Origin of the sequence: Salinicola aestuarinus, from assembly GCF_003206645.1 — a bacterium.
GTDB classification, from domain to species: domain Bacteria; phylum Pseudomonadota; class Gammaproteobacteria; order Pseudomonadales; family Halomonadaceae; genus Salinicola; species Salinicola aestuarinus.
This window is the reverse complement of the sequence record NZ_PZJP01000005.1, coordinates 431,296-454,305: the sequence shown is the minus strand read 5'-3', so window position 1 is coordinate 454,305 and position 23,010 is coordinate 431,296. Positions and strand designations below refer to the sequence as shown.

The window sequence follows — 23,010 nt, the reverse complement described above, 5'->3', positions numbered from 1 at the left end:
ACGTTCATGAGGAGCGCTCGATGACCGATCTGCCGACCCCGCTGCCCGCTGCCTCGATCTTTCGCGCCTACGATATTCGCGGCATCGTCGATGACACGCTGACGGCGTCCGCGGTCGAGGCGATCGGCCGCGCCATCGGCAGCGAAGTCGCCGCCCGTGGCGAACAGCGTGTCATCGTCGCCCGAGACGGCCGCCATTCCGGGCCCTCGCTCAGCGCTGCCCTGATCCGCGGTCTGCGCGCCGCCGGTCGCGATGTGATCGACATCGGTCGCGTGCCGACCCCAGTGCTCTACTTTGCCACCGCGACCCTCGCCGACGGCGCCAGCGGGGTGATGGTCACCGGCAGCCATAACCCGCCGAACTACAACGGGCTCAAGATCGTGATCGGCGGCGTCGCCCTCTCGGGCCAGGCGATCACCGCGCTCTACGAGCGACTCCGCAACAACGACCTCACCGAGGGCGACGGGGCGCTCGAGCAGCGCGACATTGCGCCAGCCTACCTCGATCGCATTCTGGGGGATGTCCGTCTCGAGACCCATCAGCGGTCGCGACCGCTGAAGGCAGTCGTGGACTGCGGCAACGGGGTTGCCGGCGAACTCGGGCCGCGCCTGATCGAGGCGCTGGGCGTCGAGACGATCCCGCTCTTCGCCGAGATCGACGGTGACTTCCCCAACCACCACCCGGATCCGGGCAAGCCCGAGAACCTCGTCGACCTGATCCGCAAGGTGAAGGAGACCGGCGCCGATATCGGCCTGGCCTTCGACGGCGACGGCGATCGCGTCGGCGTGGTCACGCCTCGCGGCGAGATCATCTACCCGGACCGTCTGCTGATGGCCTTTGCGACCGATCTGCTCGAACGCGCCCCGGGGGCCCGCGTGGTCTTCGACATCAAGTGCACCGGCAACCTTGCCCAGGTCATCGAGCAGGCCGGTGGCGAGCCGGAGATGTGGCGCACCGGGCACTCACTGATCAAGGCGCGCATGAAGGAAACCGGTGCTCAGCTCGGTGGCGAGATGAGTGGGCATATCTTCTTCGCCGAACGCTGGTACGGCTTCGACGACGGTCTCTACGCCGCCGCTCGACTGCTCGAGATTCTCTCGCGCCAGCCGGATGACGCGGATGGCTATTTCGCCGCCTTCCCGCAGGACCCGGGCACGCCCGAGCTCAACGTCGAGGTGAGCGACGAGACCAAGTTCTCGCTCGTCGAACGCCTCGCCCAGACAGGCGACTTTGGCGCCGACGGCGTGCGCACGACGCTCGACGGCATTCGCGTCGACTATCCCGACGGCTGGGGGTTGTGTCGCGCCTCCAATACCACGCCGGCGCTGGTGCTGCGTTTCGAGGGCAAGGACGCCGCCTCGCTGGCCCGTATCCAGGCCCGTTTTCGCGCTGCCCTGGACGCCGTCCTGCCGGGTGCCAACCTCCCCTTTTGAACCCCATGCCGGCGCGTTGAACGGCCGGCCGACTCACACATTCACCGGAGCCGCGACGACATGAGCGCAACCCCCCGCGACCCCCGCCAGGTGGTGGAAATTCTCTCCGAGGCGCTGCCCTACATTCAGCGCTATTCGGGCAAGACGATCGTGGTCAAATATGGCGGCAACGCCATGACCGAAGATCACCTGATCGACTCCTTCGCTCGCGACATGGTGTTGATGAAGGAAGTCGGCATCAATCCGGTGGTCGTGCACGGCGGTGGTCCGCAGATCGGTCACCTGCTCGAGCGGCTCAACATCGAATCGCGCTTCGTCAACGGCATGCGGGTGACCGACGCCGAGACGATGGATGTGGTCGAGATGGTCCTTGGTGGTCTGGTCAACAAGAGCATCGTCAATCAGATCAATCAGTGTGGCGGCAAGGCGATCGGCCTGACCGGCAAGGACAACGCCCAGATTCGAGCCCGTCAGCTCAAGGTCGAGCACCGCACGCCGGAGATGACCGCCTCCGAAATCATCGACATTGGCCACGTCGGCGAAGTGGAGCACGTCTCCACCGACCTCATCGAGATGCTCGCCGAGCGCGACTTCATCCCGGTGATCGCACCGATCGGCGTCGACGCCAAGGGCCACAGCTACAACATCAACGCTGACCTCGTCGCCGGCAAGGTGGCGGAGGCACTCTCCGCGGAGAAGCTGATGCTGCTGACCAACGTCGCTGGCCTGCAGGACGCCGCCGGTAACGTGATGACCGGGCTCTCAACGGATCAGGTCGACACGCTGATCGCCGATGGCACCATCTACGGTGGCATGCTGCCGAAGATTCGCTGCGCACTGGAAGCGGTCAAGGGAGGGGTCGGCAGTGCCGTCATCGTTGACGGTCGCGTGGTGCACTCGACGCTACTCGAGATCTTCACCGATACCGGTGTCGGCACCCAGATCACCGATCAGCCGCGCCAAGAGGCCTGAGCCGACCCCGATCGCCGCCACTGCATAACAAGACAATCCGATAAAAAAGACGACGCCATGACGCAGGCAACACCCCAACCCTCTCGTCGCGAGCAGATTCTTCAGGCGCTCGCGATGATGCTGGAAGAAGACAGCGGCAAACGCATTACCACCGCCGCGCTGGCCCGACAGGTCGGCGTGAGCGAGGCTGCGCTCTACCGCCACTTTCCAAGCAAGGCACGGATGTTCGAGGCTTTGATCGAGTTCATCGAGACGAGTCTGTTCGAACGCATCCGGCGCATCCTCGACGACACGCCGAGCGCAGCGCTTCGCTGCGAGACGATCGTCAGGCTGACCCTCACCTTTGCCGAGAAGAATCCCGGCCTCTGTCGGCTAATGGACGGCGACGTCCTCACCGGCGAGACGGAGCGGCTGCGAAAGCGCATGTCGCAGCTCTTCGAGCGGCTGGAGACCCAGTTCAAGCAGGTGCTCCGCGAGGCCGAGGCGCGGGAAGGGCTTCGGCCTAACGCCCCACCGTCGGCAGCGGCCAACCTGCTTGCCGCATTCGTCGAGGGGCGTATCAGTCAGTACGTGCGAAGTGACTTTCGCCACGCGCCGACCGCGTACTGGGAGGATCAGTGGGCACTCATCGCCGATGCACTGCTGACGGCACCGGCGAACTGCTGAGCCTGCCCTGACAGCGCCAACGGTCGACCACTCATGAAAAAGCCCGGCAGGAAGCCGGGCTTTATTCATGTGCCATGGGAGAGGCGGCTCGAGTCAGTCAGGGCCGCCCGCTACCAGACCGTTACGCGGCAACCGTGTCACCGAGCTGCTGCTTGATCTTGTTCATCGCGTTCTTCTCGAGCTGACGAATGCGCTCGGCGGAAACCCCGTAGACATCGGCCAGCTCGTGAAGCGTCGACTTCGTCTCGGCCAGCCAGCGACGCTGCAGAATGTCCTGCGAGCGCTCGTCGAGCATGGCGAGCGCATCGCGCAGACGCCGCGTGTAATCCGCCTCCCAGTCGTCCGCTTCGAGCTGTGCTGCCGGATCGAAGCTATGGTCTTCCAGGTACTGCGCCGGCGCCTGGTAGGCCTGCTCGTCATCGTCACCGGGGCTCGCGTCATAACCCGCATCGTAGGCCGAGAGCCGACCTTCCATGTCACGGACCACGGTAGGTTTGACGTCGAGATCCTTGGCGATGGCATCGACTTCGTCGTTGTTGAGCCAGGCCAGGCGTTTCTTGGCGCTACGCAGATTGAAGAACAGCTTGCGCTGCGCCTTGGTCGTGGCGATCTTCACGATGCGCCAGTTGCGCAGCACGTATTCGTGAATCTCCGCCTTGATCCAGTGAACGGCGAAAGAGACGAGGCGAACCCCCTGGTAGGGATCGAAGCGTTTGACCGCTTTCATCAGACCGACGTTGCCTTCCTGAATCAGATCCGCCTGCGGCAGACCGTAACCGGAGTAGCTGCGCGCGATGTGAACGACGAAGCGCAGGTGCGACATGATCAGACGGCGTGCCGCTTCCAGGTCGTCATCTTCACGCAGGCGAACGCCCAGATCGTGCTCTTCGTCGGCTGTCAGCACGGGAATACCGTTGACGGCCTGGATGTAACCGTTGAGATCGTGGCCGGGGGAAAGATTTCCCATGGCTTGAAGACTGGTGCTCATGTGCAATGTCTCCGTAAACATCGGTCCGTCGATTCGGGAGAGCGTGGCTCACATCCCGTTTCGCGTCCTTCGGCGAGCCGTTTGCTCACCTTGAGTGACGGCGATTGCCGTCGATGACTGCGACTCCCGTCACGAGCCGCTCTTGAAAAGTCCTGTTAGGACCCTAAGTCTAGACGAAGGTTCAATGCCCTATCCAGACTGCACCTCTGCTGAACGGCCTATCGACGTTATCAACGCAGGCTATCGCTCCGCGCCGAGGGACCCTATTCAAACACCGGTTCGGCGTGGGCCGATGACCCAGCGTCCGCGCCTGACGCGATCCTACCGAGGTTTGATGTCCGCCAGATGACGTCCCACGGCAAGCCATGCGCCAAGCCAGCCGAGTATTGTACTAAAAACGAGCAATAAAGCCGAATGCCCGAGCCCCAGCCCCGGCAGACTGAAGTGCGCCCCGTAGCTCTCGGCGAGTGCGGCGACGGGTGACGCCAGCCAGTTCCCGCCAAGGGAGAGTATACCCAGCGCCAGCAAGCCGCCTCCCAGCCCATACCAGGCCCCGCTATAGAGGAAGGGACGGCGCACGAAGGCATGTGTCGCACCGATCAGCGTGACGACCTCGATCTCCTGTCGCCGGCTTTCCACCGCCAGGCGTACCGTATTACCCACTACCAGCAGAACGCCGAGCCCAAAGAGCAGCGCCAGCGCCAGCGCGACCCGCCTCCCCACTTCGGCGAGCTGCTGCAGCCGGTCGAGCCAGGCGAGATCGAGCCTGACCTCATCCACGCCGGCCAGGGTTTCCAGCCGATCACTCAGCGCCGCGACCGCCACCGGCGTCGTCGACGCTGGCGTGACGACGACACTGGCCGGCAACGGGTTGGCGTCGAGCTGGGACAGCGCGTCGTCAACGCCGAGCGCCTGCTGAAAATCGGCCAGCCCCTCGGCCGCTGTCACCAGCCGAGTTCCCGCGACGCCCTGGGCGTCGCCGATCTCTCCGGCGAGCGTCATCGCCCGGGATTCGTCGACGTCACCGGTGAAATAGACGGTGAGGGTCGCGCTTTCATCGAGTTCGGCGTCGAGCAGCTTCGCGCTGTCCAGCGCGATCCAGAGACCGGCAGGCAGAATCAGTGCAATGGCAATGGCAAGCAGCGTCAAGAGTGTCGCCACCGGGCGCCGGATCAATCTCAGGGCGCTGTCGCCCAGCATGGCGCGATGATGCCGCAGCCACGCACGACCACTCTGGCTGCCGCTGCGCTGCGCTTTGCGCGCACCGCTCGGCGCGCGGCGTTTGGCTGTCTCACGTTGGCTCATACCGCGGCTCCATCCTTGACCAGCCGGCCTTCGCTCAGCTTGATGACCCGGTGGCGCAGACGCGCGATCAGCGCAAGATCGTGACTCGCGATCAGCACCGTCGTGCCGATGCGGTTGAAGTCCTCGAACAGACGCATGATGTCCGCCGAGAGCTGCGGGTCGAGGTTACCGGTCGGTTCATCCGCCAGCAGCAGGGCCGGCTTGTTGACCACGGCGCGAGCGATGCCCACACGCTGCTGCTCACCGGTGGAGAGCTCGATCGGCAGCGCCCGTTCGCGGTGCAGCAGACCGACCTTGTCCAGCGCCGCGCGCACCCGTCGCGCCGCCTCATGCGGCTCGAGGCCCTGAATGGTGAGCGGCAACGCGACATTGGCGAAGATATCTCGATCGAAAAGCAGCTGATGGTCCTGGAACACCACGCCGATCTGGCGGCGATAGTACGGCACCTGGCTGAGATGAAGGCGGTCGAGGTCGTGTCCGGCGACCAGGACCCGTCCGCGGGATGGCTTTTCCAGGCGCATGATCAGGCGCAGCAGCGAACTCTTGCCGGCCCCGGAGTGACCGGTCAGAAAGACCATCTCGCCACGATCGACCCGAAAGTCGATATCGGCGAGCGCCTCGAAGCGCCCGCCATAGCGTTTCCCTACATGCTCGAAAGCGATCATGAATCGGCGTCGTTATCGCGCTCGAAAAGCGCTCGAACGAAGGTGTCCGAATCGAACGGACGCAGATCGTCGAGGGTCTCGCCGACACCGATAAAGCGAATCGGAATGTTCATCTTCTTCGCCAGCGCAAAGATGATGCCGCCCTTGGCGGTGCCGTCGAGCTTGGTCAACGTGATCCCGGTGACGGGGATTGCCTCGTCGAACGTGGTCGCCTGCGAAATGGCGTTCTGACCGGTACCGGCGTCGAGCACCAGCATGACCTCGTGCGGCGCGGAAGCGTCGAGCTTGGCCATGACCCGCTGCACCTTCTTGAGCTCTTCCATGAGGTGGCTCTTGTTGTGCAAGCGCCCTGCCGTATCCGCGATCAGCACGTCCACACCCCGCGCCCGCGCCGCGGCCAGCGAGTCATAGATGACCGAAGCGCTGTCAGCGCCGGTGTGCTGGGCGATGACCGGCACATGATTGCGCTCACCCCACACCTTGAGCTGCTCCACGGCGGCAGCGCGGAAGGTGTCGCCGGCAGCGAGCATCACGCTGCGGCCCTCGTTCTGGAAGCGCTGGGTCAGCTTGCCAATGGTGGTGGTCTTGCCGACACCGTTGACCCCGACCATCAGGATCACGAACGGGCCTTCGCCCTTGGGCGGCAGCGCCAGCGGCTGAGTGACCGGCGCGAGGAGCGCGGCGAGTTCTTCCTGCAGTGCCCGATAGAGCGCCTCGGCATCGGCGAGTTCCTTGCGCGAGACGCGCTCGGTCAGACGTTCGATGATCTCGGTGGTCGCATCGATGCCGACATCCGCCATCAGCAGCTGGGTCTCGAGCTCCTCGATGAGGTCGTCGTCGATCTGCTTTTTTCCCACCAGCAGCTCGGCGATGCCGTCAGTGAGGTTGGCCCGCGTGCGGCCGAGACCGGCCTTCACGCGTGCCAGCCAGCCGCCCTTGCCCTTGGGCTTTTCCTGGGTCGCCGTTGACTGGGGTTCGGCAGAAGACGGCGCAGTGGCAACCGGCGCGACGGGCTGGTCATCGGCAGACGCTTGCGTCGTCGCCGAGTCGTCAGCGGCCGAGGGTGTCGCCGTCGACGGCTCGATCCCCGGTGTTTCTGCCGCAACGGCCGCCGGTGTCTCGCCGGTCGCGGTGTCGGCGTCCGCCGCGGACGCATCGGCCCCGACGTCGACCGCGAGCTCGCTGGCGCGGGTCTGTCCGGCTGGCGTCTCTTCCACGGCGGATGTCGCTGACTCCGGGGGCAGCGGCTCGCTCAGCGCCTGCTCGGCAGCCGCCTGTTCGATCGACGCCGGGGTGTAGTCGACCGCTGTCGACCGCTCGGGATCGACGGCATCGACCGACGCCTCGGCCGGATCAACCATGTCGACCTCGCCGACCCTATCGTGCTGGGCGGTCTCTTCGATGGCGGTCTCGTCAACGGCGGCTTCGTCGACGGCGGCCTCACTGACGTCAGACTCGCGGGAAGATTCGACGGCCTCCGCCTGTTCGCGGCGGCGTGCCTCCTCCTTTTCCTGCTGCTGTTTCTTGCGACTCTTGAATAGTCCGAACATGAATGACTTCGCTACTGGCGGGCCGGGGCGAGGCGTCTGGCAGTGCCTACCACCGTGGCCTCGGAGAATATCGATATCGAGCGCTCATCCTATCACCGGCACGGGAGCGGGGGTACAATCGCGCGCCATGAATCGACGCCGCTCAAACCGCGCCAAACCGCGCCAAACCTCCCCCGGCAAAGGGTCACGCCATGCCGCGTCTCATCGCGGCAGTGGCGGCGAGCTGCGCATCATCGGTGGTGCGCACCGGAGTCGCCGACTGCCGGTACTGCAGAGCCCCGGGCTGCGGCCGACGCCAGACCGGGTGAGAGAAACGCTGTTCAATTGGCTCGCCTTCGAGCTTCCCGGTCGCCGTGTCCTGGATCTCTACGCGGGCACGGGGGCACTGGGCCTGGAGGCGCTCTCCCGAGGCGTGGCCGAGGCCGTCTTCGTCGAGTCCCAGGCGCCGGTGGCAACGGCCATCGAGGAGAATCTCGCTCGCCTTCATCTCGACGCGCAGGTCGTCCGCGACGAGGTGGCTCGCTATCTGGAGAAGGCCCCACGCCCCTTCGACCTGGTCTTTCTCGACCCACCGTTTCGCCAGGGGCTGGCAGCGAGCACCTGCGAGCAACTCGAGCGCCTTGGCTGGCTCAGCGAGGGGGCACTCATCTACGTCGAAAGCGAGCCGATGCTCGAGTGGTCACCGCCGGCGAACTGGTCGCTGCACCGCGAAGTGCGCGCCGGGGACAGCCACGGCCGACTCTTTCGCCGACTCGCCGCGGGGCGCGATGACGATGCCCGCTGAGTCGACGCCGCCAAAGGAGCGGCGCCCCCGCGTCGGCAGGTCGCGACGCTTGTCGGCCCGGGCGGCGCCACGTAATCTGGCGGGCCAGCCGTCGCGGTGCGCCACCCGGCCTTGCGTGCGTCGGATTCAACGCCCAATCATCCTGCCGCTGGCCCGCCACATCGGCGTGCCAGCGTCGTGTCATACCTGAATAAGGAGCCCGTCATGAACGGTGAAGTCTTCGCTCAGCTAGAGCAGAAAATCCAGAACGCCGTCGACAGCATCGAGATGCTGAAGATGGAGAACGAAGAGCTGAAAGCGGAAAATGCCCGCTTCCGCAGCGAGCGTGACGAATGGGAAAAGCGCCTGAGCGGCCTGCTCAACACGCTGCAGTCGCTGGACACCGAGGAGAGCGGCTCGAGCCAGCCGGCAACGCCGAGCGCGCCCACCGGCAACCCGCACGAGAATGCCTACTGAGCGCCTAGCGCGCTCCCTGGCATGGCGACCGGCGGATCACATGCCGCCGGCCGTTCAGCGTGAAAGCTCGCAGGACATCAGGATGGCATCTTCGCCACGCCCATCCTCGCATCGGTAGTAGCCTCGCCGTCGGCCATCGACCGCGAAGCCGCAGCGCTGGTAGAGCGCCTGGGCGGCATGATTGGACGCCCGCACTTCCAGAAGCACCTTCTCGCATCCCCGCGCTACCGCGCACCCTTTCAACCGCGCCAGCAGGGCGGCGGCCAGCCCCTGTCGTCGGTGGATGGGTGAGACGCTGATCGACTGCAGTTCGGCATCGTAGGGAAGCCAGGCGATGAACGCCGTCGCACAGAGCGTGCCGTCGAGGTAGAGCCCCCAGACACACTGATCCCTATCGATGAGCGCGCGTTCGAACAGTGCCGCCGACCAGGCATCGGGATTGGCGCGGGCTTCGAAGGCCATCACGGCGTCGAGATCGGTGACGTCCAACTGGCGCACGTGGGCATTGTCGGGTAACGGCGGGGTATCGGGCGGAGGCGTCATGGACAATGTGACCCTCAGCTTGGCGTGTCGGCGCTGACCGATGCCGCCCGCCAGCCATCGCCGGTGGCACACAGCCGCGACCAGCTTTCACGCTTGGCGCGGACGTCGCCGAGGAGATCATCGGGATGCGGCCAACGATGCACGGCCAGTGTCGTCGATTGGGTATCGACCAGCGACGCCCAGGCCTCGTTGCCGACGACGATGGCGCCGTCGATGGTCAGCTCGTTGCGTCGCGCCTGCCCGGCACAGAAGACCTCGATGCCCTCCCGCGCTTCCCCTTCCGGGTCCGGGGTCGGTGTCGACATCAGCGGCCAGCGAAGATTCGCCAGCGCCTGCCAGCGCGCGGGCAGGCCCGCCGCCGAGAGCATCTGCTGGAGTAGCGCCTCGCCCGGCTTCGACAACGCCCGTTCCCCGGGCATCAGCAGCCACCAGCGCCCGCCAAGCACGGCAAGATTCAGCGAAAAACGCAGCGGCTCGGCGGGACTTGCCGCCTCGGCCGCCGTCTCCGCGACAGGCGCTGGCGCGGCGGCGGCCGTCGGAGCCGGCGTGCGGGACTCGGCAATGCCGGTCTCCGCTTCCAGCAGGGCGCGGGCCCGCGACGTACGCTCACCCTGGGGTGCCGGGTCTGCGGTCTCGGCCGGCGCCGACGAGGCATCGCCGGTTGGGTTCACCTCGGGCCGGCGACGCGTCTCTTCGTTCGGCTCGGGGCGATCGAGCAGCGCGTGCAGGCGCTCACCGGGCGCGGGCTTTTCACCCCGCGCCGGCTCGACCCATTCGCCCTGCTCGGTCGGCCTGGCATTGCTGAAGCGATAGCGCGACACCCAGGCGGGAATGCCCATCGCTTCCAGATACTGCAGCCGTTGGGGATCGGCGATCAACGCCCGCCTCCCCCGCGGCAGTTGGGAGAGTCGGGGCGGTCTTCACCGCGCATCTCCCACTGTCGAGGCGTGTAGAGATGCAGCGCCAGGGCATGGACCGGGCCGGCAAGCTCATCGGCCAGCGTTGAATAAAGCAGCTGGTGGCGCTTGACCGGCATCAGTCCCTCGAACTGGGACGACACCAGCGTCACCTTGAAATGCGTTTCGGCATCCGGCGGGACATTGTGCATGTGGCTTTCGTTTTCTACCGCCATGTGAAGCGGCTCGTGCGCGGCGAGCAGCTTCTCCTCGATGCGGGATTGAACACTCATGTCAGCGTCTCCTGTGCCAGTGGCGTCATTGTACCGTCGCACTCGCGCCTCGCACAGCGAGGCGCCGACGACACGCGCGCTCGATGCAGCGACGGGGTGACTCAGCGACGATGTCGGGTTCTCGCCAGTGGCACGCGGTAGAGGCTAAGCCCCAGCGCGACCAGCGCGGAGAGGCAACCGAGCCACAGCGACAGCGTCAGCGAACCAAATGAAAGCCCCAGTATCAGGCCGACCGACGCGGTCCCCAACGACTGGCCAAAGGTACGCACCGACGCGAGCACGCCGGAAGCACTGGCGCTCAGCGCAACCGAGACACTGCCGATCATCTCCCGATTGTTGGGCGCCTGAAAGAGCCCATAGCCGATACCGCAGAGCGCGCTGCGCCAGACGATATCGAGGCCATGGGTCTGCGCGTCGATACCGGCCAGCGCCAGCATGCCGCAGAGAAAGATGGCGAGTCCGGTCGAGCTGATCACGGCCGGGTTGGCCTTGTCCGCCAGCCGCCCCGCCAACGGCCCGATGAGCATGATCGCCAGTGGCCATGGTGTGAACAGCAGCGCCGAATCCAGGGGCGAGACGCCGAGCGTGGTCTGGTACAGAAACGGCAGGCCGACGAAGGCGATGCCCTGGGCGAGGAACGCAAACATCGACACCGTGGCGGCAAACGAGAAGCGCGGCTCGGCAAACAGCGCCAGCGGTACGAGCGGGCGCGTGACGCGGCGCTGGCGCCATACGAACCCCACCAGACAGAGCAGGCTGACGGCGAGCGTCGCGATCGCCGGCGCACCGCCGTCGCCGTGACCGAACTGATCCAGCGCGAACACACTGCCACTGAGCATGACGATCGAGAGCAGTGCGCCGATGAGATCGATCCGCCCCCGCACCGGCGCCTCCCGGGGAAGCGAGCGTGTCGCCAGCGTCAGCGCCAGCAGCCCGATGGGCACATTGATCGCGAACAGCCACGGCCAGTCGGCCACGTGCAGAATCAGCCCGCCGAGTGACGGCCCGGCGGCGATGCCGAAGGCGACGGTCAACGCGCTCAGACCAATGGCGGAGCCGAGCAGGCGGCTGGGAAAGATGATCCGGTAGAGCGAGGGGCCGATGCTCAACATCGCCGCTGCCCCCACCGCCTGCAGCGCCCGCGCTGCCAGCAGCCACTCGAAGGAGCGCGACAGCGCACAGCCGAGCGAGGCGAGCGTGAAGATCGCCAGCCCGCCGATATAGAGCCGATGGCGACCGATGCGACGACTCAGCGCCGCGAAGGTCAGTAGCAGCGCCGCCGTGACCAGCTGATAGACGTTGGCAATCCAGATCGACTGCGAGCCGCTGATGGCAAGCGCATCGGCCAGCGTCGGCAGGGCAATGTTGACGATACCGTTGTCGAGTACCGCCAGCTGGGTGCCGGTGATCATCGCCAGCATCGCCAGCTTGCGCTCGCGTCCGGGTAGACCGTCGTCCCCCGGACGCTCTTCGAACAACCTTTTCAGCATGCGGTCACGTCACGCCCGCGACGATCGGCGTACGCCCCGCCCCTTCGACCCACGCGCCACTCACTCCTCGTCGGTCTCCATGAGCAACTCGTCATCGACCTCGGCGGTCTCGAGCGCCGCTTCGTCGTCGAAATCCACCGCGAGGTAGCTGTGCTCGACAGAAAGAAACTCTCGGAAGAGTGCGGCGTCGACCGTTTCCGGCCACTGCCGCTCGTCCTCTTCCCAGGCCCGTAGCTCGCTCTCGAGCAGATCGACACAGCGCTCCTCGACGTAGGCACTGAGGGCTTCCGGCGTATCCATCTCCGGGATCAGATAAACCGTGGTCTCACCGGCGATGTCATCGAGCGTGAGATCGTCATCGCCGACGGTCGGCTCCAGCGAGTTGACCCAGTCGACGAACGCCTGGGTCGGCTTAACGCTCAGCGCGGAACGGTTGAGCAGCTTCATCGGTGTCACCCCTGTCATGGAGCCGGCGTGATGTCGGCTGAATTTGAAACGCGGCCATTATGGGCGCTGGGACAGGATCAACCAAGCCCGAACGCGAGATTGGTTGCGCGCCCCGCTCTTAAGGCTCACCTGAACGTCTCGAGGGTAGGCATCGACAACCGTTGTATTTGAGTACCATTGCTCGTAAGTTTTAATGCATGATGCATCGTATACGAAATTAACCGTCAGGGGATTTCATGTGCGAGCCGTCCACAGAGGCCACCGTCGACCTGGATGTTCTGGGCGACCTCCTCAGTTTCTACATGCGCACACTCACGCTGGCGCTATCCCGGGATCTGGATCGGCGCCTGAGCGCGACAGGCTCGAGCCCCCGGGCGAGTCCGCCACCGCGAAGCCCCGACGCCGTCAAGCCCCGGCGCCACACAACAACAATCCAAGGAGACGTTGAATGTCCATCCCCACCCCCCGCTGCCCGCATGACCCTGACGCGTCTGCAGGCTCGCTCTCTCGATCACTCGTCAGCAGGGAGGTTTGATATGCCCGGCCCGCGAGTCACCCCCGTACAGGGGGATCTGACGATTCCCGAAACCGTCGACGTCGTGGTGATTGGCGGCGGCATCATCGGCACGTCCGCGGCGCTCGAGCTCGCCGAACGCGGTCAGCGTGTCGCTCTCTGCGAAAAGGGAGGCATCGGCCAGGAGCAGTCCAGCCGCAACTGGGGATGGGTGCGTATGTCCCGCCGTGACCCGCGAGAGATCCCGTTGATGGCGAAGACGCTGGAACTCTGGCGCTCGCTCGAGTCTCGCATCGGTCGCTCGGTGGGATACCGCCAGACCGGGATCCTGTTTGCGTGCGAAGACGACCAGACCCTGGCCAATCATGATCGTTGGCGCCGCCATCTGGACGGCACGGGTATAGAGAGCCGCCTGCTCACCGACCGCGAGCTGCGCGACAACTTTCCCGGCTGCCAGCTTTCGGCCAAAGGGGGACTGCTCACGCCCTCGGATGGCCGCGCCGAGCCTCAGCAGGCCGCGCCGGCGATTGCCGAAGCCGCCCGCGACAAGGGCGCCCATATCCTCACTGAATGCGCCGTGCGGGGGATCGACACAGCCGCAGGGCAAGTCACGGGGGTGATGACAGAGCGTGGCTTCATACGCTGCCAGTCGGTCATCCTTGCGGGAGGGGCCTGGTCCAACCTGTTTTGCGGGCGTCATGGACTCGATCTGCCCCAGTTACGCGTCATCAACGACGTGCTGCGGACCTCGCCGATCAATGGGCCGGACACCGCGATGTGGGCATCGGGATTCGCGCTGCGCAAACGCCAGGATGGTGGCTATACCATCGCCAACGGCGGCGGCAATCGTGCCCCGATCGTGCCCGACACCTTCCGCTACATGCGCCGATTCCTGCCGGCGCTGAGAACGGAACGCCGCGGGGTCAAGCCACGCCTTGGCTGGCAGTTCCTGGATGACGCGCGAGTCCCCAAGCGATGGTCGCTGGATGAGTCATCGCCCTTTGAATATCACCGTGTCCTCGACCCCAAGCCGTCGCGCGAGCGCGGTGACGAAGCCTGGAAAAAGCTGGTTCAAGCCTTTCCAGTCTTCAAGGAGGCTTCCATCGAGCAGCGCTGGGCGGGAAGTATCGATGTCACGCCGGACGCGATTCCCGTCATCTCGCCCGTCGACACGCTGCCCGGGCTAGTCATCGCTACCGGCTTTTCCGGCCATGGGTTTGGCATCGGCCCCGGCGCTGGCCGCCTGGCGGCAGATCTGGCGCTCAACGACACGCCCTTCTCCGACCCTCACGCCTTCCGCTTCTCCCGCTTCACGGACGGCTCCAAGCTCCGGCCAGACAGCGGCTTTGGTTTACCCCAGACAGATTAAACAGGGCGTCAATCGCCTCCTGAGATCCAACAATCGACAACAAAGGCATCTCGACATGACAACCCCAAAAGACACCGATCGCCCACTCGGCAAATTGCCGCTCGACCGACGCCGCTTCCTGCATCTCGGTGCAGCCGGTGTGGCCAGCCTGATTCTGCCGTGGAGTCTGGCCGAGCAGACACTCGCTGCCGAGACCGTGACGACCTCAGGCCGGCTCTCCATCGGTTTCTCCCAGGAACCGACGGTCTTCAATCCGCTGATGCCTCACATCGAGGTCGATGATGGCATTCACTGGAATCTCTTCGATCCCCTGTTTTTCGCCGACCCGCAGGGCAACCTCGTCCCCGCGCTGGCAGCGGAGGTGCCCACGGTAGAGAACGGCGGTATTTCGGCAGACGGTCTCAGCTGGCACATCAAGCTGCGCGACGACGTCCGCTGGCACGATGGGCAACCCTTTACGGCCGAGGACGTGGCCTTCACCTTCCGCCTGACGGTGGACCCCGACTTTCGCAGCGCCCGCCATGCGGGCTTCGATCTGATCGACGAGATCGAGGTCATCTCGCCGACCGAGCTGCGGTGGACGATGAGCGAGTCCTACGCGCCCTTCCTCTCCATTCTGGCCACCACCTTCATCGTCCCGAGCCACCTGCTGGCGAGCCAGCCCAACGAGGCGCCCTTCAACAACGCTCCGGTCGGCACCGGCGCGTTCAAATGGAAAGACCGGGTGGCCGGCGACCATATCCTGCTCGAAGCCAATGAGGCGTACTTCGGCACTGGCCCCGGTCTCGAGGAAGTGGTCTTTCGCTACATCCCGGATATCACCGTGCTTTACACCCAGTTCCGCACCGGTGATATCGACGTCATCGGGATGCAGGGGATCATGCCGGACCACTACGAGGAGGCAAAAGGCCTGAACGACAAAGCCGTCGTACTGGTGCCTTCGGCCAGCGTCGAGAGCATCGCCTTCAATATGGAGCGACCTCAGTTTCAGGACCCGGCGGTCCGTCAGGCGCTCTATCTGGCGCTGGACAAGGCCACCATTCTGGACGCGCTCTACTACGGCCTGCCCGAAGAGACCGAGTCCTACATGCCCCACCAGTCGCCCTACTACAACCACGAGCTGCCGCCGCACCAGTTCGATCTGGAGGCGGCCAAGCAACTACTGGATGACGCGGGCTGGTTGCCGGGCAGCGATGGCGTGCGCGAAAAGGCGGGCGTCAGACTCTCGTTTACCAATTCAACTACTGCCGGCAATCAGGTTCGCGAGCAGATGCAGCAGTTCGTCCAGCAAACCTGGCTGGCGCTCGGCGTCGACATGCAGATATCCAACCGGCCACCGGCGGTCATGTGGGGGGATTACTGGATGCAGTCGCAGTTCGACTCGGTCGTCGTCGGACTCAATTTCCTGACCGGCAGCGATCCCGACGTCTCCAACTATTTCCGCTCGGATGCCATCCCCGCCCAGAATGGCGGCGGGCAGAACACCTTCCAGTATCAGAATAGCGAGATCGACCGTCTGCTGGGCGAGGGCGCCAGTGAGCCCGACCCGGCCAAACGCCAGCCGATCTATCACCAGATCCAGGCGAAGATTCGCGCCGACCTGCCGCTACTACCGCTCTTTCAATACGCCTATATCCGCGGCTACAAGGATGGCCTGCAGGGCTTCGAGGGCAATATCAATACGCGCATCTCGACCTGGAACGTTAACCAGTGGCGCTGGAGCTGACTCGAGCGGACAGCTGATCGCGCCCCGCCACGCGGGGCGCCCACACGACGTTAACGGGAGGGTACGCGATGGGACGTTATCTCATCGGGCGACTGGGACAGAGCATCATTGTGCTCTTTCTGGTCTCCCTGATCGGTTTCATGATCCTCAACCTGGCACCGGGAGGGCCGCTGTCCCAGTTCGCCCTCACGCCGGGCATGAGCCAGGCCGACATCCAGCGAATTGCCGCACAGATGGGGCTGGACCGGCCACTCATCATTCAGTATTTCGACTGGCTCGGCCGGCTGCTTGTCGGTGACTGGGGCGATTCGTTTCGTGACGGCCGACCGGTTCTCGAGATCATCATCGAACATCTGTGGGCCACCCTGCTGCTGATGGGCACCTCGATGGCGGTCTCCATTGTGATCGGTATCGGGGTCGGCATCGCGGGCGCCGTCCGGCGCTACTCGGTGTTCGACTATCTGGCGACCGTGGGGGCCATGGTCGCACTGTCGATCCCGACCTTCTGGTTTGGTCTTGTGGCGATCTATCTCTTCGCACTCCAGCTCGACTGGCTACCGGCCGGCAGCATGACCACCATCGGGGATGGCTCGGTTGTCGATTATCTTCGCCACTTGATTCTGCCCACCCTCGTGCTGTCGCTGGTCAACGTGGCGATCTGGAGCCGTTACATGCGTGCCTCGACGCTGGAGGTTCTGGATCAAGACTTCGTGCGCACGGCACGCGCCAAGGGGCTCTCTCGCTACCGCGTACTGGTCCACCACATCGTGCGCAATGCACTGCTGCCAATGATTACCCTGGCAGGCCTGCAGCTGCCGACCATCCTGGGCGGTGCGCTCGTCGCCGAGACGGTCTTTACCTGGCCCGGCATGGGGCGCCTGTTCCTCGATAGTATCGGCTACAGCGACTATCCCGTCGTGATGGGCATTCTGATGCTGTCGGCGATTTTCGTGCTGCTGGGCAATCTGCTGGCCGATCTCCTCGTCGCAATCACCGACCCGCGCGTGCGGCTGGCTTGAGGAGCCCAACATGACCACTATGACTGCTGCCGGCGACGCCGCGCACACCCGCCATCACTGGTGGCAACATCGTACGCTATCGCGCTTTCTCCGCCATCGGCTCGCGGCAACCGGCCTGGCCATCATCCTGATGCTGACGCTGGCCTGCCTGCTGGGACCGCATCTTCTGCCCTACGATGAGCTGACCGTGGATCTGCGAGCCCGATTCTCGCCGCCCTTGACGCAGGATCACTACCTGGGCACGGACCCGCTGGGTCGGGATATTGCCGCTCGCCTGCTGATGGCCGGGCGCATTTCACTGCTGGTGGGCTTCTCGGTCATGCTGATCAGCACCGTATTCGGCACGCTGATCGGCGTCGTCGCCGGCTACTTCCGCGGCTGGGTAGGCAGCGTGCTGATGCGGATCGTCGATGCCTTTCTCGCCTTCCCGAGCATCTTTCTGGTGCTGGTCCTCTCCGCGTTCGTCGAGCCCAGCCCCTTCATGATCACCGTCATCATCGCCTTGACCTGCTGGATGGAGATCGCGCGCATCGTCGAAGCCGAAATTCTCTCTCTGCGCGAGCGCGACTTCACCATCGCGGCCCGCCTGTCCGGGGCGAGCGCGCGCTGGATCATGTTCCGCGAACTCGTTCCCAACGCCATGGGCCCGATCATCGTGGCGGCAACGCTGACCATTGCTAACGCGATACTGCTCGAGGCCTACATCAGCTTTCTCGGCTACGGCATACAGCCCCCGCTGCCCAGCTGGGGCAACATGCTCAATAGCGCCCAGCAATACCTGGCCGATGCCCCGTGGCTGGCCATCGTCCCCGGCATCACCATTACCCTCGCCGTCTCCAGCTTCAACTTCATCGGTGACGGCTTGCGCGATGCGCTGGATAGCAGGAGCAATCTGCCATGACTCTTTCGCACCCCCCCGCCCTGGCGGTTCGGGATCTCTGCGTCACCTTTCAGCGCAACGGCTGCGAGACCCGGGTGATCCATGACATCGATTTCGAGATCGCCGCCGGGGAGACGCTGGCACTGGTCGGCGAGAGCGGCTCCGGCAAGAGCGTCACCAGCATGGCCCTGATGCGCCTGCTTGGCCGCCAGAGCCGCGCCGCCGTCACCGGACAGGTCGCACTGCACGCTGCAACCGAGCGAGAGCCAATCGACCTGCTCCAGATCGACGATGCGAGGATGCGTCAACTGCGAGGCCGGCGCATCGCGATGATCTTTCAGGAACCCTTGACGGCGCTCAACCCCGTGCACCGCGTCGGCGATCAGATCGCCGAGGTAGTTCGCTTCCATAGCGGCAGCCCCCGCCGACAGGCACGCGCCCAGGCGCTGGCGCTGCTCGAACAGGTTGGCATTCCCGAACCGAGCAGCCGCCTCGACAGCTACCCTCACGAACTCTCCGGCGGGATGCGTCAACGCGTCGTGATCGCGATGGCGCTGGCGATGGAGCCGGATGTCCTGATCGCCGACGAGCCGACGACGGCCCTGGACGTGACCGTCCAGGCCCAGATTCTGACGCTGCTCAAGACACTTCAGCGCGACACCGGGATGGCGATGCTGTTTATCACCCACGACTTCGGGGTGGTATCGGAAGTGGCCGACCGGGTGGCCGTCATGTACGCCGGGCGCATCGTCGAAGAGGGTGACGTCGAGGCGGTGCTGGCGCGCCCGCTGATGCCTTACACGGCGGGTCTGCTCGCGTCGGTGCCGCGGCTGGAACGCGCGGGACTGCCCGGCGAGCGGCTGGCCACCATTGCGGGTCGCGTGCCCGATCCCGCGAGTCTTCCCGCGGGCTGCAGCTTCCAGCCGCGCTGCACGTTTGCCGTGCCCGGGACCTGCGACAGTGCCGTTCCCGCCCTGGCCTCACTGAAGGCGGGGCGACGCGTGAGGTGCACTCGCGCCCACGAACTCATACCTGCCGAGGAGCTCTCGCCATGCCCGCAGACGTCATGATCGAAACGGTCGCGCTGAAGAAGCACTTCCCGGTGCGCAAGGGCATCCTGCAGCGAGAAGCCAAGGCGGTCAGAGCGCTCGACGGCATCTCGCTGACCATCCGCCGGGGGGAGGTCCTTGGCCTGGTCGGCGAGAGCGGGTCCGGGAAGAGCACGCTGGGCAAGACATTGATGATGCAGGAGCCCCCCACCTCAGGCCAGATCGTGTTCGGCGACACCGAAATCAGCCGCTTCAGCGAGCGCTTGCTCAAGCCCTTTCGCCGCCGCATGCAGATGATCTTTCAGGACCCGTTCAGCTCGCTCAACCCGCGCATGAGTGTCGGCGACTCGCTGACCATGCCGTTGCGATTCCAGGCCCCCGACATGAGCGCCTCGGCCCGCCTGGACAAGGCGCGCCAGGTGATCGAGACGGTGGGGCTGTCCGGCGACATCCTGGAGCGCTTTCCGCATGAGTTCTCCGGCGGCCAGCGTCAGCGCATCGGCATTGCCCGAGCACTGATCACCGACCCCGAGTTCATCGTCGCCGACGAGGCCGTCTCTGCCCTCGATGTCTCCGTCCAGGCCCAGGTTCTCAACCTGCTCACGGAGATTCGGCATCGCTGGCAGTTGACCATGCTCTTCGTCACGCACGATCTGGCAGTGGTCGGCCACATCGCCGATCGCGTGGCCGTCATGTATCTGGGAAAAATCGTCGAGGTCGCGCCGACCCGAGAGCTGTTCACCCGGCCACGTCATCCCTATACGGAGGCGCTGATGTCGGCGGTACCGACCCCGGAGCGCCGGGCGCACCAGCGGATCATGCTGGAGGGAGACATCCCGAGCCCGATCTCGCCACCCTCGGGCTGCGCGTTTCGTACTCGATGCCCCTATGCCAAGCCCGCCTGTGCCGATTCAGCGCCGCCCCTCGACGTGCGCGGCACCGGCCACTATGCGGCCTGCCACCGCCCGGAACTGGAACTGGCGTCGCCGATCGCGACGTAACGCGACGGAACGCGACCAGTCACGCAAGCCAGGGGGCCGCAGCGCCGCGATGCAGCGGCGCTGGGCACTGGTCACTGAAGAGGCCGCTTACTCCGGTCGCATGGCCGGGAAAAGCAGCACGTCTCGGATGGACGCGCTGTCGGTGAGGAGCATGACCAGACGGTCGATGCCGATCCCTTCACCCGCGGTCGGTGGCATGCCGTACTCCAGCGCGCGCACGTAGTCGGCGTCGTAGTACATCGCTTCCAGATCCCCGGCGTCCTTTTCGGCCGCCTGGGCGGCGAAGCGCTCGGCCTGATCCTCGGCATCGTTGAGCTCGGAGAATCCGTTGGCGAGCTCGCGCCCACCGACGAAGAACTCGAAGCGATCGGTGACGTGCGGATTGGTGTCGTTACGCCGCGCCAGCGGGCTCACCTCGGCGGGATATTCGGTGATGAAGGTCGGCCGATCGAGATGCGGCTCCGCAACGGTTTCGAAGATCTCGGTCTGCAGCTTGCCCAGGCCCCAGCTTGGCTTGGCCTCGATACCCAGGCGCTCGCACACCGCTCTGGCGCCGTCGACGCTATCCACTTCCGACTCACCGATCCCCTGCTCGGCACCGTATTCGAGAATCGACTGGCGCATCGTCAGCCGCCGGAATGGCTGCCCCATGTCGTACTCGGTGCCCTGATAGGTCAGCGTGGTCGAGCCCAGCACGCGGGTCGCCACATCGCGAACCATCGCCTCTGTGAGGTCGAGCAGGTCGCGATAATCGGCGTAGGCCCAGTAGAACTCGAGCATGGTGAACTCGGGGTTGTGCCGGGTAGATAGCCCCTCGTTACGGAAGTTGCGGTTGATCTCGAACACGCGCTCGAAGCCACCCACCACCAGCCGCTTGAGGTAGAGCTCCGGGGCGATACGCAGGTACATGTCGATGTCCAGCGCATTGTGATGCGTCGTGAACGGCCGCGCCGTCGCCCCGCCGGGGATCGGCTGGAGCATCGGCGTCTCGACCTCCATGAAGCCGCGCTCGACCATGAAGGCACGGATCGCGGCGATCACACCGGAGCGGACCTCGAACACCCGCCGCGACTGCGGGTTCATGATCAGGTCGACATAGCGCTGACGGTAACGGGCTTCCAGGTCCGTCAGACCATGGAACTTGTCCGGCAACGGCCGCAGGCTCTTGGTGAGCAGGGTCGCTTCACGCATCAGCACGTAGAGGTCGCCCTTGCCGGATTTGTGCACGGGACCGCGACCGGCAACGATGTCGCCGATGTCCCAGCTCTGGATATCCTCGAGCAGGTCGGCCGGCAGGCCCTTCTTGTCGACGTAGAGCTGAATCTGCCCGGAAACGTCCTGAATGACGATGAACGGACCGCGCTTGCGCATGATCCGGCCGGCGACCGCCGCCTGCCGGTCGAGGGTTTCCAGCGCCTCTTTCTCCTGCTCGCCCAGCTCCGCCTGCAGATCGGCAGCCAGGCTGTCGCGGCGAAAGTCGTTGGGGAAGGCACTACCGCCTTCGCCGGCCGCCTTCTCGCGACGGGCGGCGAGTTTGCCCCGACGCTCCGCGATCAGCCGGTTTTCTTCCTGCACGTCGGTCGGTGCATCAGAGGGAGATTGCGGATTGTCCTGGTTCGCCATGTCGTCGCCTGTAAAGAATGAGTACCAAAAAATGGGAAGCGCGCGATATCAGCGCTGGCCGTTTCGCGACGACGGCGAGGCTGAGCGCCAAGCGATCACTCCGCAATATGGACGTGATTGTCCAGGCGCAGGAGGAGCGTCGGCGCCATACCGCCTCGTCGAACGCCGTCGGCGCGAATCAAAGCCCCTGTTTGAGGCTCGCTTCGATGAACTGATCCAGATCGCCGTCCAGCACCTTCTCGCAGTTGCTCGACTGCACGCCGGTCCGCAGATCTTTGATGCGCTGGTCATCGAGCACGTAGGAGCGAATCTGGCTACCCCAGCCGATGTCCGCCTTGCTCTCCTCGGCTTCCTGCTTGGCCGCGTTGCGCTTTTGCATCTCGTGCTCCCACAGCCTCGCCTTGAGCTGCTTCATGGCGAAGTCGCGGTTGGCGTGCTGGCTGCGTTGGCTCTGACACGCCACCACGATACCGGTCGGCTCGTGGGTGATTCGGACCGCCGAGTCCGTGGTGTTGACGTGCTGACCGCCGGCACCCGAGGAGCGGTAGGTATCGGTGCGCAGATCCGCCGGATTGATCTCGACCTCGAAGCTGTCGTCGACCTCCGGTGAAAGAAACACGGAGGCGAAGGAGGTGTGGCGACGCCCGCCGGAGTCGAACGGGCTCTTGCGCACCAGCCGGTGAACCCCGGTCTCGGTACGCAGCCAGCCGAAGGCGTGATCCCCCTGGACGTGAATGGTCGCGGACTTGATCCCGGCGACGTCACCCGCCGACACCTCGGTGAGATCGGCCTTGAAGCCGTGATGCTCGGCCCAGCGCAGGTACATCCGCAGCAGCATGTTGCCCCAGTCCTGAGCCTCGGTGCCGCCGGAGCCCGCCTGGATGTCCAGATAGGCGTTGTTGGCGTCCATTTCGCCGGAGAACATGCGCCGAAACTCGAGCTTGTCGAGCTGCGCCTGGAGGCTGTCGAGCTCGCGCCTGACCTCATCGATGGTGGCGTCGTCCTCTTCCATTACCGCCAGCTCGAGCAGCTCGCGATTGTCGACCAGGCCACTGTCCAGCGCATCGATGGTCTCGACGACCGTCTCCAGCGACGCACGCTCCTTGCCCAGCTTCTGGGCATAGGCCGGATCGCTCCAGACGTCGGGATTCTCGAGCTCGCGGCTCACTTCTTCTAGCCGATCTTTCTTTTCGGCATAGTCAAAGATACCCCCTCAGGACGTCTGTCCGTTCGGACAGGTCCTTGATGAGGCTGTGGATCGGATTGATCTCTTGCATGGAATTCCTACCAATAGGGTGTCGGCGCTCCCGAGGAACCGGCTCGATTCGGGGCGCGTCAAAG

General features: G+C 65.0%; 22 protein-coding genes. 11 read left to right on the top strand and 11 right to left on the bottom strand.

Annotation, left to right across the window (positions count from 1 at the left end; all coding sequences use genetic code 11):
• The first annotated feature begins 20 nt into the window (after nt 1-20).
• Genes DOM41_RS07435 through slmA form a run of 3 tightly spaced genes read left to right on the top strand, consistent with a single transcriptional unit; the run spans nt 21 to nt 3,071 of the window.
• Entirely contained in the window at nt 21-1,433 is a 1,413-nt protein-coding gene (locus DOM41_RS07435) for a phosphomannomutase/phosphoglucomutase (RefSeq protein ID WP_110686193.1), read from the top strand.
• Nucleotides 1,434-1,493: 60 nt separating this feature from the next.
• Nucleotides 1,494-2,405, top strand: coding sequence for an acetylglutamate kinase (gene argB, locus DOM41_RS07430; RefSeq protein WP_110686192.1), 912 nt, complete (start codon nt 1,494-1,496; stop codon nt 2,403-2,405).
• 57 nt (nt 2,406-2,462) lie between these two features.
• On the top strand, nt 2,463-3,071 hold the full coding sequence (gene slmA / locus DOM41_RS07425; protein ID WP_110686191.1) for a nucleoid occlusion factor SlmA: 609 nt from the start codon (nt 2,463-2,465) through the stop codon (nt 3,069-3,071).
• Between the two features lie 121 nt (nt 3,072-3,192).
• Here slmA and rpoH read toward each other — a convergent pair whose 3' ends face one another.
• The 4 genes from rpoH to ftsY form a co-directional block, all read right to left on the bottom strand.
• Nucleotides 3,193-4,059 carry an RNA polymerase sigma factor RpoH gene (rpoH, locus tag DOM41_RS07420; protein ID WP_110686190.1) on the bottom strand — a complete coding sequence of 289 codons (867 nt, stop codon included), beginning with the start codon at nt 4,057-4,059 and terminating at the stop codon, nt 3,193-3,195.
• Nucleotides 4,060-4,380: 321 nt separating this feature from the next.
• Nucleotides 4,381-5,364, bottom strand: coding sequence for a permease-like cell division protein FtsX (gene ftsX, locus DOM41_RS07415; RefSeq protein WP_110686189.1), 984 nt, complete (start codon nt 5,362-5,364; stop codon nt 4,381-4,383).
• The gene (gene ftsE, locus DOM41_RS07410; protein ID WP_110686188.1) at nt 5,361-6,029 is read right to left on the bottom strand and encodes a cell division ATP-binding protein FtsE; all 669 of its coding nucleotides are present in this window, start codon (nt 6,027-6,029) and stop codon (nt 5,361-5,363) included. The genes ftsX and ftsE overlap by 4 nt, the downstream gene beginning before the upstream one ends.
• Nucleotides 6,026-7,579, bottom strand: coding sequence for a signal recognition particle-docking protein FtsY (gene ftsY / locus DOM41_RS07405; RefSeq protein WP_110686187.1), 1,554 nt, complete (start codon nt 7,577-7,579; stop codon nt 6,026-6,028). Before ftsY ends, ftsE begins: the two co-directional genes overlap by 4 nt.
• 127 nt (nt 7,580-7,706) lie before the next feature.
• Between ftsY and rsmD the strand changes: the two genes are divergently transcribed.
• Both rsmD and DOM41_RS07395 read left to right on the top strand, forming a co-directional pair.
• Complete coding sequence (gene rsmD / locus DOM41_RS07400) at nt 7,707-8,363, top strand: 16S rRNA (guanine(966)-N(2))-methyltransferase RsmD (protein ID WP_110686186.1); 657 nt, start codon at nt 7,707-7,709, stop codon at nt 8,361-8,363.
• Between the two features lie 204 nt (nt 8,364-8,567).
• Complete coding sequence (locus DOM41_RS07395; protein WP_110686185.1) at nt 8,568-8,819, top strand: cell division protein ZapB; 252 nt, start codon at nt 8,568-8,570, stop codon at nt 8,817-8,819.
• Nucleotides 8,820-8,873: 54 nt separating this feature from the next.
• On the opposite strand, the gene rimI is transcribed toward DOM41_RS07395, so the two are convergent.
• The 5 genes from rimI to DOM41_RS07370 all read right to left on the bottom strand — a co-directional run bounded on the left by rimI (nt 8,874) and on the right by DOM41_RS07370 (nt 12,488).
• Nucleotides 8,874-9,362 (bottom strand): ribosomal protein S18-alanine N-acetyltransferase, encoded by a 489-nt coding sequence (gene rimI / locus DOM41_RS07390; protein ID WP_110686184.1) that lies wholly within the window; start codon nt 9,360-9,362, stop codon nt 8,874-8,876.
• A 14-nt stretch (nt 9,363-9,376) separates the two neighbouring features.
• Entirely contained in the window at nt 9,377-10,240 is an 864-nt protein-coding gene (locus DOM41_RS07385) for a hypothetical protein (protein ID WP_110686183.1), read from the bottom strand.
• Complete coding sequence (locus tag DOM41_RS07380) at nt 10,237-10,551, bottom strand: BolA family protein (RefSeq protein WP_110686182.1); 315 nt, start codon at nt 10,549-10,551, stop codon at nt 10,237-10,239. The genes DOM41_RS07385 and DOM41_RS07380 overlap by 4 nt, the downstream gene beginning before the upstream one ends.
• 101 nt (nt 10,552-10,652) lie before the next feature.
• Nucleotides 10,653-12,041, bottom strand: coding sequence for an MFS transporter (locus tag DOM41_RS07375; RefSeq protein ID WP_110686181.1), 1,389 nt, complete (start codon nt 12,039-12,041; stop codon nt 10,653-10,655).
• Between the two features lie 60 nt (nt 12,042-12,101).
• Nucleotides 12,102-12,488: a hypothetical protein gene (locus DOM41_RS07370; RefSeq protein WP_110686180.1), complete on the bottom strand. Its 387-nt coding sequence runs from the start codon at nt 12,486-12,488 to the stop codon at nt 12,102-12,104.
• Nucleotides 12,489-13,024: 536 nt separating this feature from the next.
• On the opposite strand from DOM41_RS07370, the gene DOM41_RS07365 reads away from it, so the two are divergent.
• From DOM41_RS07365 to DOM41_RS07340, 6 genes are all read left to right on the top strand, one after another.
• Entirely contained in the window at nt 13,025-14,371 is a 1,347-nt protein-coding gene (locus DOM41_RS07365) for an NAD(P)/FAD-dependent oxidoreductase (RefSeq protein WP_110686179.1), read from the top strand.
• 55 nt (nt 14,372-14,426) lie between these two features.
• Nucleotides 14,427-16,097 (top strand): peptide ABC transporter substrate-binding protein, encoded by a 1,671-nt coding sequence (locus DOM41_RS07360; protein ID WP_110686178.1) that lies wholly within the window; start codon nt 14,427-14,429, stop codon nt 16,095-16,097.
• 68 nt (nt 16,098-16,165) lie between these two features.
• On the top strand, nt 16,166-17,116 hold the full coding sequence (locus DOM41_RS07355) for an ABC transporter permease (protein WP_110686177.1): 951 nt from the start codon (nt 16,166-16,168) through the stop codon (nt 17,114-17,116).
• Between the two features lie 10 nt (nt 17,117-17,126).
• The gene (locus DOM41_RS07350; protein ID WP_245391771.1) at nt 17,127-18,017 is read left to right on the top strand and encodes an ABC transporter permease; all 891 of its coding nucleotides are present in this window, start codon (nt 17,127-17,129) and stop codon (nt 18,015-18,017) included.
• Nucleotides 18,014-19,066, top strand: coding sequence for an ABC transporter ATP-binding protein (locus DOM41_RS07345; RefSeq protein WP_110686176.1), 1,053 nt, complete (start codon nt 18,014-18,016; stop codon nt 19,064-19,066). The genes DOM41_RS07350 and DOM41_RS07345 overlap by 4 nt, the downstream gene beginning before the upstream one ends.
• Entirely contained in the window at nt 19,048-20,046 is a 999-nt protein-coding gene (locus DOM41_RS07340; protein ID WP_110686175.1) for an ABC transporter ATP-binding protein, read from the top strand. Before DOM41_RS07345 ends, DOM41_RS07340 begins: the two co-directional genes overlap by 19 nt.
• 87 nt (nt 20,047-20,133) lie before the next feature.
• On the opposite strand, the gene lysS is transcribed toward DOM41_RS07340, so the two are convergent.
• Nucleotides 20,134-21,669: a lysine--tRNA ligase gene (gene lysS, locus DOM41_RS07335; protein WP_110686174.1), complete on the bottom strand. Its 1,536-nt coding sequence runs from the start codon at nt 21,667-21,669 to the stop codon at nt 20,134-20,136.
• Between the two features lie 178 nt (nt 21,670-21,847).
• Nucleotides 21,848-22,946 (bottom strand): peptide chain release factor 2 gene (gene prfB / locus DOM41_RS07330; protein ID WP_110686173.1). Its coding sequence is split into 2 segments (ribosomal slippage): nt 21,848-22,870 and nt 22,872-22,946, totalling 1,098 coding nucleotides; the frame shifts between segments, so codons are not numbered across the junction.
• Between the last annotated feature and the right edge of the window lie 64 nt (nt 22,947-23,010).

Bases quoted from the DNA above. Each gene is read 5' to 3' on its own strand.
- ftsY (WP_110686187.1), bottom strand. From the start codon at position 7,579: ATGTTCGGACTATTCAAGAGTCGCAAGAAACAGCAGCAGGAAAAGGAG.
- slmA (WP_110686191.1), top strand. From the start codon at position 2,463: ATGACGCAGGCAACACCCCAACCCTCTCGTCGCGAGCAGATTCTTCAG.
- DOM41_RS07375 (WP_110686181.1), bottom strand. From the start codon at position 12,041: ATGCTGAAAAGGTTGTTCGAAGAGCGTCCGGGGGACGACGGTCTACCC.
- ftsX (WP_110686189.1), bottom strand. From the start codon at position 5,364: ATGAGCCAACGTGAGACAGCCAAACGCCGCGCGCCGAGCGGTGCGCGC.
- rpoH (WP_110686190.1), bottom strand. From the start codon at position 4,059: ATGAGCACCAGTCTTCAAGCCATGGGAAATCTTTCCCCCGGCCACGAT.
- DOM41_RS07350 (WP_245391771.1), top strand. From the start codon at position 17,127: ATGACCACTATGACTGCTGCCGGCGACGCCGCGCACACCCGCCATCAC.
- DOM41_RS07340 (WP_110686175.1), top strand. From the start codon at position 19,048: ATGCCCGCAGACGTCATGATCGAAACGGTCGCGCTGAAGAAGCACTTC.
- DOM41_RS07435 (WP_110686193.1), top strand. From the start codon at position 21: ATGACCGATCTGCCGACCCCGCTGCCCGCTGCCTCGATCTTTCGCGCC.
- DOM41_RS07355 (WP_110686177.1), top strand. From the start codon at position 16,166: ATGGGACGTTATCTCATCGGGCGACTGGGACAGAGCATCATTGTGCTC.
- argB (WP_110686192.1), top strand. From the start codon at position 1,494: ATGAGCGCAACCCCCCGCGACCCCCGCCAGGTGGTGGAAATTCTCTCC.
- rsmD (WP_110686186.1), top strand. From the start codon at position 7,707: ATGAATCGACGCCGCTCAAACCGCGCCAAACCGCGCCAAACCTCCCCC.
- lysS (WP_110686174.1), bottom strand. From the start codon at position 21,669: ATGGCGAACCAGGACAATCCGCAATCTCCCTCTGATGCACCGACCGAC.
- DOM41_RS07345 (WP_110686176.1), top strand. From the start codon at position 18,014: ATGACTCTTTCGCACCCCCCCGCCCTGGCGGTTCGGGATCTCTGCGTC.
- DOM41_RS07360 (WP_110686178.1), top strand. From the start codon at position 14,427: ATGACAACCCCAAAAGACACCGATCGCCCACTCGGCAAATTGCCGCTC.
- DOM41_RS07395 (WP_110686185.1), top strand. From the start codon at position 8,568: ATGAACGGTGAAGTCTTCGCTCAGCTAGAGCAGAAAATCCAGAACGCC.
- ftsE (WP_110686188.1), bottom strand. From the start codon at position 6,029: ATGATCGCTTTCGAGCATGTAGGGAAACGCTATGGCGGGCGCTTCGAG.
- rimI (WP_110686184.1), bottom strand. From the start codon at position 9,362: ATGACGCCTCCGCCCGATACCCCGCCGTTACCCGACAATGCCCACGTG.
- DOM41_RS07380 (WP_110686182.1), bottom strand. From the start codon at position 10,551: ATGAGTGTTCAATCCCGCATCGAGGAGAAGCTGCTCGCCGCGCACGAG.
- DOM41_RS07370 (WP_110686180.1), bottom strand. From the start codon at position 12,488: ATGAAGCTGCTCAACCGTTCCGCGCTGAGCGTTAAGCCGACCCAGGCG.
- DOM41_RS07365 (WP_110686179.1), top strand. From the start codon at position 13,025: ATGCCCGGCCCGCGAGTCACCCCCGTACAGGGGGATCTGACGATTCCC.